This window comes from Sagittula sp. SSi028, from assembly GCF_048553715.1.
Classification (GTDB): domain Bacteria; phylum Pseudomonadota; class Alphaproteobacteria; order Rhodobacterales; family Rhodobacteraceae; genus Sagittula.
On sequence record NZ_JBLZNC010000005.1, the window covers coordinates 12786 to 28575 of the forward strand.

At 63.0% G+C, this 15790-nt stretch carries 16 protein-coding genes and 1 other RNA gene; 8 read left to right on the forward strand and 9 right to left on the reverse strand.

Annotation, left to right across the window (positions count from 1 at the left end; genetic code table 11):
* Positions 1-2: 2 nt before the first annotated feature.
* The 3 genes from ACN5AZ_RS10715 (at position 3) to ACN5AZ_RS10725 (ending at position 3289) form a co-directional block, all read left to right on the forward strand.
* Positions 3-1007, forward strand: coding sequence for an adenosine deaminase (locus ACN5AZ_RS10715; protein ID WP_419429154.1), 1005 nt, complete (start codon positions 3-5; stop codon positions 1005-1007).
* Positions 1004-1636, forward strand: a complete 633-nt coding sequence (gene upp, locus ACN5AZ_RS10720; protein WP_419428877.1) for a uracil phosphoribosyltransferase — start codon at positions 1004-1006, stop codon at positions 1634-1636. The genes ACN5AZ_RS10715 and upp overlap by 4 nt, the downstream gene beginning before the upstream one ends.
* 327 nt (positions 1637-1963) lie before the next feature.
* Positions 1964-3289 (forward strand): SPOR domain-containing protein, encoded by a 1326-nt coding sequence (locus ACN5AZ_RS10725; protein WP_419428878.1) that lies wholly within the window; start codon positions 1964-1966, stop codon positions 3287-3289.
* Positions 3290-3348: 59 nt separating this feature from the next.
* On the opposite strand, the gene ACN5AZ_RS10730 is transcribed toward ACN5AZ_RS10725, so the two are convergent.
* Together ACN5AZ_RS10730 and ACN5AZ_RS10735 are read right to left on the reverse strand one after the other, a co-directional pair.
* Positions 3349-4365 (reverse strand): hypothetical protein, encoded by a 1017-nt coding sequence (locus ACN5AZ_RS10730; RefSeq protein ID WP_419428879.1) that lies wholly within the window; start codon positions 4363-4365, stop codon positions 3349-3351.
* A 97-nt stretch (positions 4366-4462) separates the two neighbouring features.
* Complete coding sequence (locus ACN5AZ_RS10735; protein ID WP_419428880.1) at positions 4463-6088, reverse strand: AMP-binding protein; 1626 nt, start codon at positions 6086-6088, stop codon at positions 4463-4465.
* Positions 6089-6180: 92 nt separating this feature from the next.
* Between ACN5AZ_RS10735 and ACN5AZ_RS10740 the strand changes: the two genes are divergently transcribed.
* On the forward strand, positions 6181-6831 hold the full coding sequence (locus ACN5AZ_RS10740; protein ID WP_419428881.1) for a sulfotransferase family 2 domain-containing protein: 651 nt from the start codon (positions 6181-6183) through the stop codon (positions 6829-6831).
* A 77-nt stretch (positions 6832-6908) separates the two neighbouring features.
* On the opposite strand, the gene ACN5AZ_RS10745 is transcribed toward ACN5AZ_RS10740, so the two are convergent.
* The gene (locus ACN5AZ_RS10745; protein WP_419428882.1) at positions 6909-7538 is read right to left on the reverse strand and encodes a ribonuclease T2 family protein; all 630 of its coding nucleotides are present in this window, start codon (positions 7536-7538) and stop codon (positions 6909-6911) included.
* A gap of 162 nt (positions 7539-7700) precedes the next feature.
* On the opposite strand from ACN5AZ_RS10745, the gene ACN5AZ_RS10750 reads away from it, so the two are divergent.
* Complete coding sequence (locus tag ACN5AZ_RS10750; protein ID WP_419428883.1) at positions 7701-8450, forward strand: DUF1013 domain-containing protein; 750 nt, start codon at positions 7701-7703, stop codon at positions 8448-8450.
* Positions 8451-8498: 48 nt separating this feature from the next.
* Here the strand turns inward: ACN5AZ_RS10750 and recR are convergent, their stop codons facing one another.
* From recR to ACN5AZ_RS10770, 4 genes are all read right to left on the reverse strand, one after another.
* Complete coding sequence (gene recR, locus ACN5AZ_RS10755; protein WP_419428884.1) at positions 8499-9092, reverse strand: recombination mediator RecR; 594 nt, start codon at positions 9090-9092, stop codon at positions 8499-8501.
* Between the two features lie 48 nt (positions 9093-9140).
* On the reverse strand, positions 9141-9485 hold the full coding sequence (locus tag ACN5AZ_RS10760) for a YbaB/EbfC family nucleoid-associated protein (RefSeq protein WP_419428885.1): 345 nt from the start codon (positions 9483-9485) through the stop codon (positions 9141-9143).
* Between the two features lie 86 nt (positions 9486-9571).
* The gene (locus ACN5AZ_RS10765; RefSeq protein WP_419428886.1) at positions 9572-10027 is read right to left on the reverse strand and encodes a hypothetical protein; all 456 of its coding nucleotides are present in this window, start codon (positions 10025-10027) and stop codon (positions 9572-9574) included.
* A gap of 284 nt (positions 10028-10311) precedes the next feature.
* The gene (locus ACN5AZ_RS10770) at positions 10312-12072 is read right to left on the reverse strand and encodes a DNA polymerase III subunit gamma/tau (RefSeq protein WP_419428887.1); all 1761 of its coding nucleotides are present in this window, start codon (positions 12070-12072) and stop codon (positions 10312-10314) included.
* Positions 12073-12189: 117 nt separating this feature from the next.
* Here ACN5AZ_RS10770 and ACN5AZ_RS10775 point away from each other — a divergent pair, with 117 nt between their 5' ends.
* Both ACN5AZ_RS10775 and ACN5AZ_RS10780 read left to right on the forward strand, forming a co-directional pair.
* Entirely contained in the window at positions 12190-13032 is an 843-nt protein-coding gene (locus tag ACN5AZ_RS10775) for a neutral zinc metallopeptidase (RefSeq protein ID WP_419428888.1), read from the forward strand.
* A gap of 80 nt (positions 13033-13112) precedes the next feature.
* On the forward strand, positions 13113-13688 hold the full coding sequence (locus ACN5AZ_RS10780) for a protein phosphatase (protein WP_419428889.1): 576 nt from the start codon (positions 13113-13115) through the stop codon (positions 13686-13688).
* Positions 13689-13747: 59 nt separating this feature from the next.
* Here ACN5AZ_RS10780 and ffs read toward each other — a convergent pair.
* Positions 13748-13847: signal recognition particle sRNA small type (gene ffs / locus ACN5AZ_RS10785), an RNA gene on the reverse strand.
* A 77-nt stretch (positions 13848-13924) separates the two neighbouring features.
* On the opposite strand from ffs, the gene ACN5AZ_RS10790 reads away from it, so the two are divergent.
* The gene (locus ACN5AZ_RS10790; protein WP_419428890.1) at positions 13925-15019 is read left to right on the forward strand and encodes a THUMP domain-containing class I SAM-dependent RNA methyltransferase; all 1095 of its coding nucleotides are present in this window, start codon (positions 13925-13927) and stop codon (positions 15017-15019) included.
* A gap of 3 nt (positions 15020-15022) precedes the next feature.
* Here ACN5AZ_RS10790 and ACN5AZ_RS10795 read toward each other — a convergent pair whose 3' ends face one another.
* Positions 15023-15685, reverse strand: coding sequence for an HAD family hydrolase (locus tag ACN5AZ_RS10795; RefSeq protein WP_419428891.1), 663 nt, complete (start codon positions 15683-15685; stop codon positions 15023-15025).
* Between the last annotated feature and the right edge of the window lie 105 nt (positions 15686-15790).

The following is a 15790-nucleotide window of genomic DNA, read 5'->3' on the forward strand; positions in this document are numbered from 1 at the left end:
CCATGACCGAGGAAGAGCTGCACACGGTTGTGCATCTGCCAAAGGTCGAGCTGCACACCCATTTCGAAGGCTGCGCGCCGCCTGCCTTTATCCGTGGGCTGGCCAAGGAAAAGAAGGTCGACCTGTCGAAGATCTTCCGCCCCGACGGGTCGTATGATTACCGCGACTTCTGGCATTTCCTCGAAGTGTACGAGGCCGCGACATCTGTGCTGAAGTCGCCTGAGGATTTCGCCCGCCTGTGCAAGGCCATCCTTGACGAAAGCGCGGATCAGGGGATCGTCTACCTCGAAAGCTTTATCAGTCCTGATTTCTGCGGTGGCGGTGATGTCGGCGCGTGGAAGGAATACCTGCACGCCATTCAGGACGCCGCCGCTGAGGCGCGGCGCGATCATGGCATCGTCATGCGCGGTGTCGTGACCTGTATCCGCCACTTTGGTCCCGAAAAGGCCAAGGACGCCGCGCGCTGCGCCGCCGAGACGGCAGGCGACTGGATCACCGGTTTTGGCATGGGCGGCGACGAAAAACAGGGCAAGCAGCGTGATTTTGCGTGGTCGTTCGATTGCGCGCGCGAGGCCGGCCTGAAGCTGACGACCCACGCGGGCGAATGGAACGGCCCGTCCGAGGTGCGCGACGCGGTTGAGGATCTGGGCGTGGATCGCATCGGTCACGGGGTGAACGCCCATAGCGACCCCGCGCTGATGGACCTGCTGGCAGAGCGCAACATCACGCTAGAGGTCTGTCCCGGGTCGAACGTGTTTCTGGGGGTGTTTGGAGCGCTGGATCAGCATCCCATCCAGAAGCTGCGCGCCCGTGGCGTGCCCGTGACGGTATCGACTGATGACCCGCCCTTTTTCCACACAACCATGAAGAAGGAATACGAAGCCCTTGCACGTACCTTCCGCTGGGGCGAAGAGGTGTTCAGAGAGTTGAACAAGACCGCCATCGACGCCGCATTCTGCGACGACACGACCCGCGCGGCGGTCACCAAGATATTGGAGCGCCCATGACACAGCATCTTACCGTCGTTGATCACCCTCTGGTTCAGCACAAACTGTCGATCATGCGAAACAAGGACACCTCGACCGCGTCCTTTCGTCAGTTGCTGCGCGAAATCAGCCACTTGCTGGCCTATGAGGTGACGCGCGACCTGCCGGTGACCGGTGTGAAGATCCAGACCCCCATGTGCGAGATGGACGCCCCCATGATCGAGGGCAAGAAGCTGGCGCTGGTGTCGATCCTGCGGGCCGGCAATGGCTTGCTGGACGGCATTCTGGAACTGATTCCGGCGGCACGGGTGGGGTTCATCGGCCTGTACCGCGATGAGGAAACGCTCAAACCCGTCGAATACTATAACAAGCTGCCCTCCAATCTGGAGGATCGGCTGACCATTGTGGTGGACCCGATGCTGGCCACGGGGAACTCCTCGGCGGCAGCGATCGACATGGTGAAGGCTGCTGGCGCCAAGAACATCATCTTCTTGTGCCTGCTGGCCGCGCCCGAGGGCGTCGCACGGATGAAAGAGGTGCACCCGGACGTGCCGGTGGTCACCGCATCGCTGGACGAAAAGCTCAATGAGCAGGGGTACATCATCCCAGGTCTTGGCGACGCGGGCGACCGCATGTTCGGCACCAAGTAGCCGTTTCTGCAACGCTGACGGATCAACCGGCAGGGCATCGCGCCCTTGCCGGTTTTTCTATGTCTGCTGATTCGGAATCCGAGAGCTTTTCCCGCTTCTGAAACATGATCTGTGCATGGTTTCGGGGTGTTCGCAGGCTTGCGGAAAAAGACCGTTTCCATTTTGCAGCTTTATTTTGTGCCCAAAATGGGGCGATTCTGCGGCGGGCTGATACTATCACTTGATGATGGCCGCCGATGGGGCGGTTCTGTCGTCGTGTTAATTTTTCAAAGCTTTACAGGCGCATGCGGCTGCGTCATTGTGTGTGGTACATCTGTGGGGGCAGACATGACGATAAAGAATATGGCGCTTTGCGCCACAGTTTTGACCTATTTTACCGGATTTGCGCAGCCCGTGGCGGCGCAGTCCGATCTGCCAGTGAACTTTCCACCGGCCAGCTTTGACGGGTCCCAGTTTGTGGATAACGCAGGCTGTGTTTTTGTCCGCGCGGGCTTTGACGGGAATGTCACTTGGGTGCCGCGCGTGACGCGCGCACGCACCCACGTTTGCGGCCAAAGTCCGACATTCGGGGGCGTGGCAACGGCCTCTGCTCCGGCGGCACAGCCCGCACCAGCACCCCGCGCGGAGCCGGTGCAAATCACATTGCCTGCGCCGGTTGCTACAGCTGCGGCCCCGGCCGCCGCGCCGAAACCCGCACCTGTCGTGCGCCGCACGGCCACGACTGTCGCCACAGCGCGCAGCGCGCCGCAGGTGATCAAGGCCCCGGCCTCCAAACCCGTTGCCGCGCAGCCACCCCGCGTGGTCCGTGCCGTGCCGCAGGTGGCCAACCCCGCGCCCACGGCCGCGATCAACAGCAACCTGCAGCCGGTGCGCATTGGCAGCCGCGAGGCCTGCTCTGCGGGCAAGACCTACCGTGTCGTAAACGGCAAACGTCTGGATGTGCGCTGCGGCCCGCAAACCGGACCCGTGGTCGAGGTGATCCGTCGCGGCGATGCGCCGACCGACGGGGCGAATGTGCATTACAACCGCTCGTCATGGCAGGGGTCATCCCTGTCGCCGCAAACGCGGATCGTGCCGCGCGCCGTGTTCGAAGACAAAGGCGCGCAGATCGCGCATGTGCCGCAGGGGTACAAGCCCGCGTGGAGCGACGACCGCCTGAACCCGTACCGTGGTGTGCAAACCGTTGCGGGTTACCGCGACACGCAGGCCATCTGGTCCAATCAGGTGCCGCGCCGCTTGGTGTCGCGCGCGAACGAGGGGCGGTCCTTCCCGGGGAACCTCTGGACCCGCAAGTACAAGCACGAGGTCAAGGACCCCACCATTGCTTACGACGCGAATGTGCCCTATCCGCCGGCGCGTGTTCAGGCGAAATACGCACATCAGGCGCAGTACCGCACATCGGTTTTGTCGACCAAAGGCAGCGACGCCGCCCGCAGCTATGTGGAAATCGGTGTCTTCTCGACCGCGCCCAAGGCGCAGGCCGCCGTCCAGCGGCTTGCCTCTGCAGGGCTGGCCGTGCGCGCGGCGACCGTGTCACACAACGGGCAAAGCATGCAGAAACTGCGGGTTGGGCCGTTTGCCTCCGCAGCTTCGGCGCAGGCCGCGCTGTCTGCGGTGCATTCGGTGGGCTATCGCCAAGCCTACATCCGCTGAAACCCGATCAGTACAGCATAGAAACCCCGCCACTGGCGGGGTTTTTGCGTCCTTGGGGATCAGTTGCCGCAGATCCCCTGCAACCGCACCCAATCCGCATCGGTCAGCACCATGCGCGAGCCATTCTCGCCATGGGGATCGGCCTCGATCAGGGGGAGGGTGCTTTCGCCGGTGATGTCCACCGCATAGGCAAACGGGGTCGAGCGCAGTTCGGCCTTGGCAAAGGCAGGTAACAGCCGGTCGGCGTCCGGCGTTTGCGCGGGGCGCGTCATCAGGGTTTCCGCGTAGCGCGACAGGGCGCTGTCGGGCAGGGCGCCGGTGGTCAACAGCTTGAGCGTGGCGATCAGGCCTGCCTCATCCAGCACATCCCCCAGCGGGTCCGTGTTGCTGGCGCGCGTGGCCTCTGCCAAGGCGAAACCTGCAGCCACATCGGGGTCCTCGTAATCCTCGACGACCTTGCGGTTCAGCACGATAATGCGACCGGGCAAATGGATGCTGGTAAAGGCCCCGTCCGGCACGATTACAACGCTGCCAGAGGTCTGCACCCGTTGCGACAGGCGGCGCAGCGGCCCTTGGGCATCGGGGGTGCTGCAGGCCTGTCCGGTCAGCCGTGTCACATGTGACAGCAGGCGGCTGCCGATCTCGGCCCGTTTGACGGTGGGCACGACATTGGTGGCATAGCGTGCCATAGCGTCAGGCAGCCAAAGCACCGCTGCAAGAACAACCACCGCCGCAATCGACCCCGACAGAAGAAACCGCAGCTTCCCCGGATGGGGGCGGCGCCGTTCGATGGCGCGCAGCAGCTTGTCCAGCCCTTCGATCATCTCGGTCTCGTTGGCCCCCAGTTCCAACGTCTCTTCGTCGTCGGTGTCGGGGTGATAGATGGCGGGCAGTTGCGTGCCGTTTGCGCGCGTGATCGCCCCAAGCGACCAATGGGCCAGCACATCCCCACGGGTGGAGGTCATGGTCAGCGTCGCGTCGCCGAGTGAGACAATCACCTCGCGCCGCTGTGTGTCCGCGTCGGGACGCCACAGGCCAGTGGCCTCAAGCCGGGTGAATTGGGTCAATGCGGTCATATGCGGGCGCTGCTCAGCCTCTGATGTTTGGGGCGACGATACACAGCGCCTGCATTATGTGCAATTGGCAGCTGTTCCTTGGCCTGCAAACGCTGTGCTACAGCGTTCGGGCAAGCGCGCGCAGTTCAAACTTCTGGATCTTTCCGGTGGAGGTTTTCGGGAGATCCTGAAACACGACCTTCTTGGGGCATTTGAACCCGGCCAGATGGGCGCGGGCATGGGCGATCAGCTCTGCCTCGGTGGCGGTGTGGCCGTCTTTTGGTTCGACAAAGGCGCAAGGGATCTCTCCCCAAGTGTCGTCGGGTTTGGCCACCACCGCGCAGAGCATCACGGCGGGATGCGTCATCAGCGTGTTTTCAACCTCGACAGACGAGATATTCTCGCCCCCCGAGATGATGATGTCCTTGGCACGATCCGCGATCTGCACATAGCTGTCGGGGTGCATCACGGCGATGTCGCCGGAGTGGAAGACCCCACCGGCAAAGGCCTCTGCTGTGGCGGCGGGGTTCTTGTAGTAGCCTTTCATCACGCCATTGCCGCGAAAGGTGATCTCGCCCCGGGTTTGGCCATCGCGGGGAACGGGGGCGCCTTGATCGTCACAGACGCCCACCGGCTCCATAAAGGGCATGGCAACACCCTGACGGGACTTCAGCGCGGCGCGATCAGCCCCTTGGGTGTGGTCCCATTGCGTCTGCCATGTGCATTCGGTGGCGGGGCCGTAAACCTCTGTCAGGCCGTAGACATGGGTGACATTAAAACCCATGGGCTCTATCGCGGCCAATGTGGCGGGGGCGGGCGGCGCACCGGCGGTAAAGACCTCGACCACATGGTCAAAGGGGCGGCGCTGCGCCTCGGGGGCGTTCACAAGCATGTTCAGAACAATGGGTGCGCCACCGAAGTGGGTCACGCCTTCATCGGCGATGGCGTCAAAAATTGCATCGGCTCGAATATCGCGGCAGCACACGACCGTGCCGCCGACGGCGGGCATCATCCATGTGTGGCACCAGCCATTGCAGTGAAACAGCGGCACGATGGTCAGATAGATCGGATGCAGGGTGATGCGCCACGACAGAACCTGCCCCATGGCGTTCAGATAGGCGCCACGGTGGTGATACACCACGCCCTTGGGACGTCCCGTGGTGCCAGAGGTGTAATTCAGCGCAAGGCTTTCCCATTCGTCTTGCGGCAGGATCCAGTCAAACTCCGGGTCGCCACTGTCGAGGAAGGTTTCGTATTCCATGTAGTGACCGCCCGCGTGCACACCCGCGGTTGGGTCCGCGACCTCGATGATGCGGGGGGCGGTGCGGTCCATGCGTTCCAAAGCTTCCGCCAATGTCGGCAGGAATTGCGGGTCGCAGAGCACCAGCTTGGCCTCGCCGTGGTCGAGGATATAGGCGATCGTGTCCGCATCCAGCCGTGTGTTGATGGCGTTAAGCACTGCACCACAGGCGGGCACGCCGAAATGCGCCTCTGCCTGCGCGGGAATATTGGGGAGGATCGTGGCCACCACATCGCCGGGCGCGATCCCTGCCTGGGCAAGGGCAGAGGCAAGACGGCTGATCCGCTGCGTGTATTCCGCATAGCTGCGCCGTGTCGGGCCGTAGACTAGCGCCGTATGCTCTGGCCAGATGCCAACGGCGCGGCGCAGGAATGACAGGGGCGTCAGCGCCACGTAGTTCGCATCCGTGCGGTCCAGTCCGGTTTCATCGCTTAGCCAGCCCATGGTGATCTCCTCCCTTGATCGGGGAGAGTTTGCGGCAGTTGACCTTGGCTGAAAAGGGGGATTGTCTGGCCCGCAGCAAGGGGATGCGCGCCATGATCGTTTCACCGGGGCGAGGCTATGTCTTTGTCCACATACCCAAGACCGGGGGCACGTCGCTGGCAGCGGCGCTGGAGGCGCGCGCCATGGCCGACGACATCCTGATCGGCGACACCCCCAAAGCGGTGCGGCGGCGCGGGCGGGTCAAAAAGCTGCAACCGCGGGCCGCAGGGCGGTTGTGGAAACATTCCACCCTGCGCGATGTGCAGGGAGTTCTGCCCGACGAGGTGTTGCGGGGGCTGTTTGTGTTTGCCGTTGTGCGCAACCCGTGGGACCGGATGGTCAGCTACTACCACTGGCTGCGCGCGCAGACGTTCGACCATCCGCAGGTGCGCTTGGCGCAACGGGTTAATTTCGCAGAGTTTGTGGCACATGGGGAGACGGTGGCCGCGCTCCGCGCCAGCCCCTACGAGGGATATACGACCGACGCCCAAGGCGTGCAGCGCTGCGGGATGTTCCTGCGGCTGGAAAGATTGCCAGACGATCTGGAGGAATTGTCGGCGCATCTGGGCTTTCGGCCCGAAGTAACCCATCTGAACCGATCCGAGCGGGCGCGCGATCACCGGACCTATTACAGCGACGAAAGCGCGGAGGTGGTGGCGCAGATCTGTGCCGCCGATATCGCGCGGTTCGGCTACGTCTTTTGACGGGCAGGGGGCGCTGCCCCCGCCCCCTGCGGGGGCTCCCCCGAGGTATTTCGACCAAGAAAAAGCGCCGGAGGTGCCTAGCGGATCGGCTCGAAGAGCGCGTCGTCGAGGCTGCAGTCCCGGATGACGTCGCGGCCGCAGGGGACGGGGTCGAGGTCTTTTGACAGGCATACGCGGACTTCCTGGATGTAGCCCTCGCGGCAGGTGACGGTGACCATGTCTGCGTCAAGGTCGGGGTTGGCCTGAAGGAATGCGTCCTCGACAACGCTGGCGGGGAGTTTGACCGCCTTGTCGAGTTTGCGGAAGATTTCAGGGCGGGTGACCGTGGCGAAGGCGTCGCGCGAGAGGTCGTAGTACTGGCTGGCGCTGAGGCCGGAACAGACGCCGTGTTTTTTCCATTGATGCCAGGCGAGGCCTGATGTTCCCATGATATCGGCCATCTCGGCGGTTTGGCCGCGCGAGGGATTGCGTTCCACGGTGGGGCAGTAGGCGGGCCAGCCGCGATGGTATTGCGGCCACAGGCCGTGCAGGACCCAGCCGAAGTCTTCGTCGCACTGGGGGGAGTTGCGCGCATCGCCTTCGAGGCTGCACCAGGTGGGGGACCATGACAGGGCCATGACGTAGTAGTCGAATTCGCCGGAGCGTTCGCCATCGGCAAAGGCACTCAAGGGGGTGGCAAGCAGGACAGAGAGAAGCAGGCCGCGCATTTTATCGTTTCCTTTTGACTTTGGCGGCACTATATACACAGCGAGTTTCCCGACAACGGTAACCCGCCCCGGAGTTGATCCGAGGTATCCCGAAGCCCCCTGATCGGCGGTTTCGCGGGGTGGAACAGGTATCGCCGTTCGTCTGTGCATAGGAGAATTGATATGTCCAAGCTGCTGCATCCCAAGGCGACTGCCGTTTGGTTGGTGGACAACACCACGTTGACCTTCAAGCAGATTGCCGATTTCACCGGTTTCCACGAGTTGGAAATCCAAGGCATCGCGGATGGCGATGTCGCAGTGGGCGTGAAGGGCTTTGACCCGGTTGCCAACAACCAGCTGGTGCAGGAAGAGATCGACCGTGCCGAAAACGATCCGCTGTACAAGATGAAGGTGAAGTACAACGCCGCCGCAGTGGATGAGGAAAAGCGTCGTGGGCCGCGCTACACCCCGCTGTCCAAGCGTCAGGACCGCCCCAATTCGATCCTGTGGCTGGTGAAGTTCCATCCCGAATTGGCAGACAGTCAGATTGCCAAGCTGGTGGGCACCACGAAGCCTACGATCCAGTCGATCCGCGAGCGCACGCATTGGAACATCCAGAACATGCAGCCCATCGATCCGGTTGCGCTGGGTCTGTGCAAGCAGTCCGAACTGGATGCCGCCGTTGCAAAGGCGGCAAAAGACATGGCCAAGGTCATGACCGATGATGAGCGCCGCAAGCTGGTGTCCACCGAGCAGAGCCTTGAGATGGACGATGCAGAGCCGCGCCTGCCGTCCAACATGGAAGGTCTTGAAGGGTTCTCGCTGTCCGATCCGCGTGAGGACGAGGAGAAGAAAGACGACAGTGATTATCTCGACGCCGACAGCTTCTTTAACCTGCCGGGCGGGGATGATGACGAGGACGAACAGCCCTGATCGGACAGGGTCGCGACCATTTCGGGGCTGCCTTCGGGCGGCCCTTTTTTATATTTGCTTGCGGGCGTTGAGCGCGGCGGTGATGGTGCCGTCGTCGAGGTAATCCAGCTCGCCGCCAATGGGGACGCCCTGCGCCAGAGAGGACAGCGTGACCCGCCCGTCGAGTTCGTCGGCGATGTAATGCGCCGTGGTCTGGCCATCGATCGTGGCATTCAGCGCAAGGATCACTTCGCTCACGCGTTCGGTGGCAAGCCGGTCCTTCAGGCGGGGGATGCGCAGCTCGTCCGGCCCGATGCCGTCCAGCGCTGACAGCGTGCCACCCAGAACGTGATAGCGGCCGCGAAATACGCCGCTGCGTTCCATCGCCCACAGATCGGCCACGTCCTCGACCACGCAGAGAATGCCGTTCTCGCGTTTGATGTCGGCGCAGATCGGGCAGATATCACCGCTGGCGACATTGCCGCAGTTCAGGCATTCGCGCGCTGTTGCGGCCACTTCGGCCATGGCCTCGGCCAAAGGGGCGAGCAGCTGTCCGCGCTTGCGGATCAGGTGCAGCACCGCACGCCGGGCCGAGCGGGGGCCGAGACCGGGCAGGCGGGCCATCAGGTCGATCAACGTGTCGATGGGGGTCTTGTCGGCCAAGGTGGCTCCTAACGGTGGGTGGGGGCGGTTGCGCCCCCACGCGCCTGATCAGAATGGCAGTTTCATGTCGGCGGGCAGGCCCATTTCCGACGTCAGCTTGCGCATTTCTTCCTCGGCTTTGATCTGTGCCTTGGCCTGTGCGTCCTTGACGGCGGCGAGGATCAGATCCTCAGCCACTTCTTTCTCGGACGGCACAAAGATCGACGGATCAATGTCCAGCGCGGTCAGCTCGCCCTTGGCAGTGGCGGTGGCCTTGACCAGACCTGCGCCGCTTTCGCCGGTGACCAGCGTGGATTTCAGGTCTTCTTGCAGTTGGGTGACCTTGCTTTGCATTTCCTTGGCGGATTGCATCATCTTGGCCATATCGCCAAGGTTCCCGAGGCCTTTGAACATCTTGGTGTCTCCTTTTGGGGGCCATGGGACCGGCCCGGCGTGTCCGTTGTTATATCGCAACTGAACGCGCCGGGAACAAGGGGCGCTTAGGGGCTGATCTGGGCGGTGTCGATGCTGTCGATCAACTGGTCGAGATCATGCACCACTGTGCCGGGATCGCAGTCCAGTGTGACCAGTTCCTCTTCGCCTTTCAGCACGGTGATGCCGCCGTCGTCGCCGTGATACCAGACGCGGTAGCGGTGCAGATGATCGGAGGCAGTAAAGGTGACAGAGGCCCATGGCGGGTTGCCCATGCCGTTCCAAGGCTCATACGTCATGGAGGCCATGTCCTGGGTGATTTCCAGTTCCGGAGCTTGGCCCGGCGTCATATAGCCGTAGCTTGCGTTGAACCCGTCAAGCCATTGGGCATCACAGACCTCGACATATTTTTGGCCACCCTTGAGCGTACAGGCAAAGCGCTCGGTGCCGTCTAGGGTGCAGAACTCACCGGCAAGCCCAAGCTGGGGCAGGGCGATCAGCCCGGTCAGGAGAAGATATTTCATGAAAAACGTCCATTTCTGAATACAGACCTCTTTCAAAGCACAGGACCAAGCGCAGGAAAAGTCAGGATTTCCTGTTTCTGTCGCGGGCGGTCGTGACCCATAGCGTAGCGCATATGATCCCGCCGGGCAAAATCAGGAGCACCGTTTGTTCCAGATGCCCCCAAGACAGCAATGTGATCGGCAGATCGAACCGGAGCGCCAGAAACAATGCGGGATTAAACAGCCCGCCAAATAGGATGAAAACGGTGCGCCAAAGCCGTTCGGGGCGGCGAAACCGTCTTCCCTCAGTCGTCGTCAAACGGGTCCCATTCATCCTCGACCTCGGCCAGACCATCGGTCAGGGCTTCGGCCTCTGCCTGCGCTTGGGTGCGGATCTCGGTGATTTTTGCCTTTGGAAAGGCGGCGAGTGCGGCCTGCACCAGCGGGTGTTTTGCCGCCTCGTCCTTGAGCGCGCGATCAGCGGCCTCGCGGACCTCGACCACGGTCTGCGCCTCGCAGCCGTTGACCACCGACACGGCCCAGCGGGCACCGGTCCAGCGTTGCAGGGCAGAGCCCAGCTTGGACGCCAGCATTTTATCGGCATTATCTGTCGGGGTGAATTCGATGCGGCCGGGTTGATAGGCGGCCAGCCGCACGCAGCCCTCGACCTCGACCAGCAGTTTCACATCACGGTGGTGACGGATCAGGTCAAGCACGTGGTCAAAGGTCGGGTATTGCGCCAGCGCCTGTTCCCGCGCCACGGCAATGGCGGTGTTTCCAGCAGAGGCCACCGGGCCGGAGGGGCCGCTGTGCGTGGGCGTCGGGCTGCCATAGGCCTGCGTTGATCCAGCGGGCGCATGGACCGCACCGCCACCACCGCCGGGGCCTGTCGGCATGGGCGGGGGCGGCGTGTCTTGCAGTTTCTTGATCAGCTCCTCGGGCGAGGGCAGGTCGGACACATGGGTCAGGCGGATGATCGCCATTTCCGCAGCCATGATCGCCGATGGCGCGGTGGACACTTCCTCGATGGCTTTGAGCAGCATCTGCCACGCACGGCCCAGCGACCGCTGGCCCAGCCCGTCGGCAAAGGCCTGACCACGGGTGCGCTCATCGGGCGAGATGGTGGGATCTTCGGCGGCCTCGGGGGTGATCTTGACCACCGAAATCCAGTGGCTCAGCTCGGCCAGATCGCGCAGCACGGCCAAGGGGTCGGCCCCGTCGGCGTATTGCGCGGCCAGCTCCTGCAGGGCGCCTGCCGCGTCACCGCGCATGATCCGCTCGAACAGATCCATCGTGCGGCCACGGTCGGCCAGACCCAGCATGGCGCGCACCTGATCGGCGGTGGTCTCTCCGGCCCCATGCGAAATCGCCTGATCCAGCAGCGAGGTGGCATCGCGCGCTGATCCTTCTGCGGCACGGGTGATCAGGGCCAGCGCCTCATCGGTGATTTCCGCGCTTTCAGACGTGGCAATCTTGCGCAGCAGGGCAATCATCACCTCCGGCTCGATCCGGCGCAGGTCAAACCGCTGACAGCGCGACAGAACCGTCACCGGCACTTGCCTGATCTCGGTGGTGGCAAAGATGAATTTCACATGCGCGGGAGGTTCCTCCAACGTTTTCAAAAGCGCGTTGAAGGCGCTTTTCGACAGCATGTGCACTTCGTCGATGATGTAGATCTTATAGCGGGCAGAGGCCGCGCGGTAATGGACCGAATCGATGATCTCGCGGATGTCGCCCACGCCGGTGCGCGATGCGGCGTCCATTTCCATCACGTCCACATGGCGGCCTTCCATGATGGCCACGCAATGTTCGCACTGGCCGCAAGGCTCAGTTGTAGGCCCGCCATTGCCGTCCGGCCCGATGCAGTTCATGCCCTTGGCGATGATGCGGGCGGTGGTGGTTTTCCCCGTGCCGCGAATCCCTGTCATGATAAAGGCTTGGGCGATCCGGTCCGCGGCAAAGGCGTTTTTCAGCGTACGCACCATCGCGTCCTGACCGACAAGATCGGCAAAGGTTTCAGGGCGGTATTTGCGGGCAAGCACCTGATAGGCGGGCTGGTCAGACATGCGGATTCCTTTTGGGTCGGCGCCAAGCTATGGGTCGGCTGCGGTCAGCGCAAGACCTCGCGAGGGAACCCGCCGCAGGTCTGGTGGTTGACACAGCATATAAGCGGGAGACAGCACATGCGATTAAAGGGCGTTCGGCGGAGCCGGAACATCGAGGACCGGCGCGGCAAAAGCGGCGGCGCGGCCGTGGGCGGACTGGGCGTTGGCGGCGTTCTGATCGTGCTGGCCATCGGCTATTTCACCGGCATCGATGTCACGCCCTTGTTGAACGGGGGCACCGCCAGTTCAGGACAGGTGCAAACCCGTGATCTGTCCACCGCCGAAAGCGAGGCCGGAGATTTCACCGCGCAGGTTCTGGCCACCACGGAAACCGTCTGGACCGAGATCTTTCCCCAGGCCTTTGACATGGAATACCAGCCGCCGGTTCTGGTGCTGTTTTCCGGTGTGACGCAGTCGCCGTGTGGCAATGCCTCGGGCGCGACGGGGCCGTTCTATTGTCCGGCGGATGAAAAGGCCTATCTCGACACGGCTTTCTTTGACTTCATGCGGGCAGAGCTGGGGGCAGGCGGCGATTTCGCGCAGGCCTATGTGATTGCCCATGAGGTGGCCCACCACGTCCAGAACGAAATCGGCATTCTGGGGCAGGTTCACGCCGCGCGCCAACGCGCGTCCGAGCGCGAAGCCAATGCGCTGACCGTCCGGTTGGAGTTGCAGGCGGACTGCCTGTCCGGGGTCTGGGCGCAATATGTGGATGATCTGCTGGAGCCCGGCGACATTCAGGAAGCGCTGACCACGGCTGAGCGCATCGGAGACGATTATCTGCAGCGGCGCGCAGGGCAGGTGCCCAACCCGCACAGCTACACCCACGGCACGTCCGAGCAACGGCAGGCGTGGTTCTCGCGCGGGTATGACAGCGGCAATCCCGGTGTCTGCGATACCTTCAACACCGACCGGCTGTAATCGCCCATTAGATCGAATCACTGGAGAAACCCGTCAACGGGTGTAAGCTTTGGCCATCCAACAGCCTATGGGGGTAGGTGATGGCTTATAGAGTGCATGATTTGACCACGCCCACGGTCACGGGGACACCTGTGACCATGCATGGTGTGCCCGTTGGCGGGGGTATTGTGATCGTGTCGGCCCTGCCCGGCAGCGGGGGCGATCTGCACGGCGATCTCGACCATCTCGCAAGCTGGCAACCGGCCATGGTGATCTCGGTGCTCAGCTCCACCGAACTTGCCGCGCGCGGCGCTTGGGATTTGCGCCAACGGGTGCAGGACAGCGGCGCGCGTTGGGCGCATCTGGCGGCCTCGGCACAACAGGCGGCCCCTCGCGCAATGCAGGATCTTTGGCCGCAGGTGTCGGATCAGGCACGGCGCGCCCTGCTCGGCGGCGGTCGCATCGTGCTGCAATCCCCCGGTGGCGCCGGGCGCTGTGGCATGGTGTTGCTGCGGCTGATGATCGAGGCCGGCGAGGCCCCCGATGACGCACAGGCACGGATCGCGCAGATTTGCCCTCAGACAATCGGCACAGCGGAACAGATCGCATGGGCGTTGCAGGCACGGCGCAGCGCGGTGCCGTTTGTGCGCCATCTCCCCTCGCCACGCTATGCCTGACAGACTGGCGGCATAAGCCGGAAACACAAACGCCCCCGCGCATCAGCGCAGAGGCGTTTCGAGGTGAGAGATTGCAACGACCCAAACGAGACTCGTTACGGCTGCTTCCTTCCGGACCTGACCGGGTTGGCGAGGCGCCTGCCCGCACAACCTCTCAAGGGCGTATTTAGGGGCAGCGGTGCTGGATTGCAAGAGCCTGCACTGGACGTGGCCGCCGGTTTCGCTATGAGCAAGGCATGGACACATTCGACATCTTTCTCGCCACCCCACCGGGGTTGGAGCCCGCCCTGCATCGCGAAGCGCTTGAGGCGGGGTTTTCTTCAGCAACACCCGCAGCAGGCGGCGTGACGATCCAAGGCGGCTGGGAAGACGTCTGGCGGGCCAATCTGGTTTTGCGCGGGGCCAATCGGGTGCTGGTGCGCTTCGCCGAATTCCGCGCCTTCCATCTGGCACAACTGGACAAACGCGCAAAGAAACTGGATTGGGGCGCGATCCTGCCCAAAGGGGCAGAGGTCCGCATCGACGTGACCTGCCGCAATTCCAAAATCTACCATGACCGCGCCGCCCGCGCCCGCGTGGCGGGGGCCATCGAACATTGGGGCGGCAAGGTCTCGGCAGAGGCAGCAACCCGCATTCAGGTTCGCATCGAAGACGACCTTGTTACCTTCTCCATCGACAGCTCGGGCGAGCTTTTGCACAAACGCGGCTACAAAGAAGCCACAGGCAAGGCGCCCCTGCGCGAAACCCTCGCCGCCCTGTTCCTGCGGGAATGCGGCTTTGCCGGTCAGATGCCTGTGGTCGATCCGATGTGCGGCTCCGGCACCTTCGTGATCGAGGCCGCACGCTGGGCCGCAGGTCTGCCCGCCGCAGGCGACCGCAGCTTTGCCTTTGAAAGCTTCCCGAACTTTGACGCGAAACGTTTCACTGACCTGCGCGCAGCGATCACCCGTGCCCCCGTTGATCTGCTGTTCGCAGGCTCCGACCGCGATGATGGCGCCATCCGTGGCGCCACCGCCAATGCCAAACGCGCCGGTGTCGACGATATCTGCCGGTTTGAGCGTGCCGCCGTCAGCGATCTGAAACGCCCCGACGGGCCGCCCGGTCTGGTAATGGTAAATCCGCCCTACGGCGCACGGATCGGGAACCGCAAACTGCTGTTCGGCCTCTATGGCGCCTTTGGCACTGTGCTGCAGGAACGCTTTGCCGGTTGGCAGCTTGGCATGGTGACCTCTGATGGCGGGCTGGCCAAGGCGACAGGTTTGTCTCTGACCGCAGGCCCGCCCATCGCCTTCGGGGGGCTATCGGTCAAGCTGTACCAGACCCGCTTGTAGGCGCTATGCCGGTGCGGGAACAAACCCCGCCCGGCGCAGACCGTCTGCCAGTCCCGTCGCGCGGTGGTGCACAGCGACATCACCGGTCTGCGACATGCCCGGGACCAGAACCGTGGTCATTCCGGCGGCCAGTGCCGCCCGCGCACCGGGGGCAGAATCTTCAAAAGCCAGACAGCGCGCAGGATCAACGCCCAAGCGCGCAGCGGCCAACAGATAGGGATCAGGCGCAGGCTTGCGGCGCTGCACATCATCGGCCGTGACAACAACGTCAAAAAACCGCGCAAGCCCCGTCACCTGCAACTTATGCGCAGCCCCTGCCCGGCCCGATGACGTGGCAATGGCCACGGCCACGTCCCGCGCCTGCAAATCCTGCAGCACGGCCAAAGCGCCCTCGGTCAGCGTTATATCTGTCTGGTAGGCGGCCCTGATCCGGTCTTCCCAAACCTCACTGACACGTTCCATGTCCAGATCAGGGAACATCTCACACATCAAACGGTGACAGGTGGGCATATCGGTCCCGACCACCCGCGCATAATGCGCCCGTGTAAATCGCGTGCCGAATGCGCCAAGCGCCGCCACCCCTGCGTCGAAAATCAGCCGCTCGGTGTCCACCAGCGTGCCATCCAGATCAAAAATCACCGCATCAAAATGCATATAGAATCTCATTTAAAAACCGCGGCCCGTGGCGTGGACAGGTGGCGCTTTTTCTTGGGCCAAATACCTCCGCCGGAGGCATCCGCCATTTGCAGCTTGGTGGTGCGGGCAGGGGAC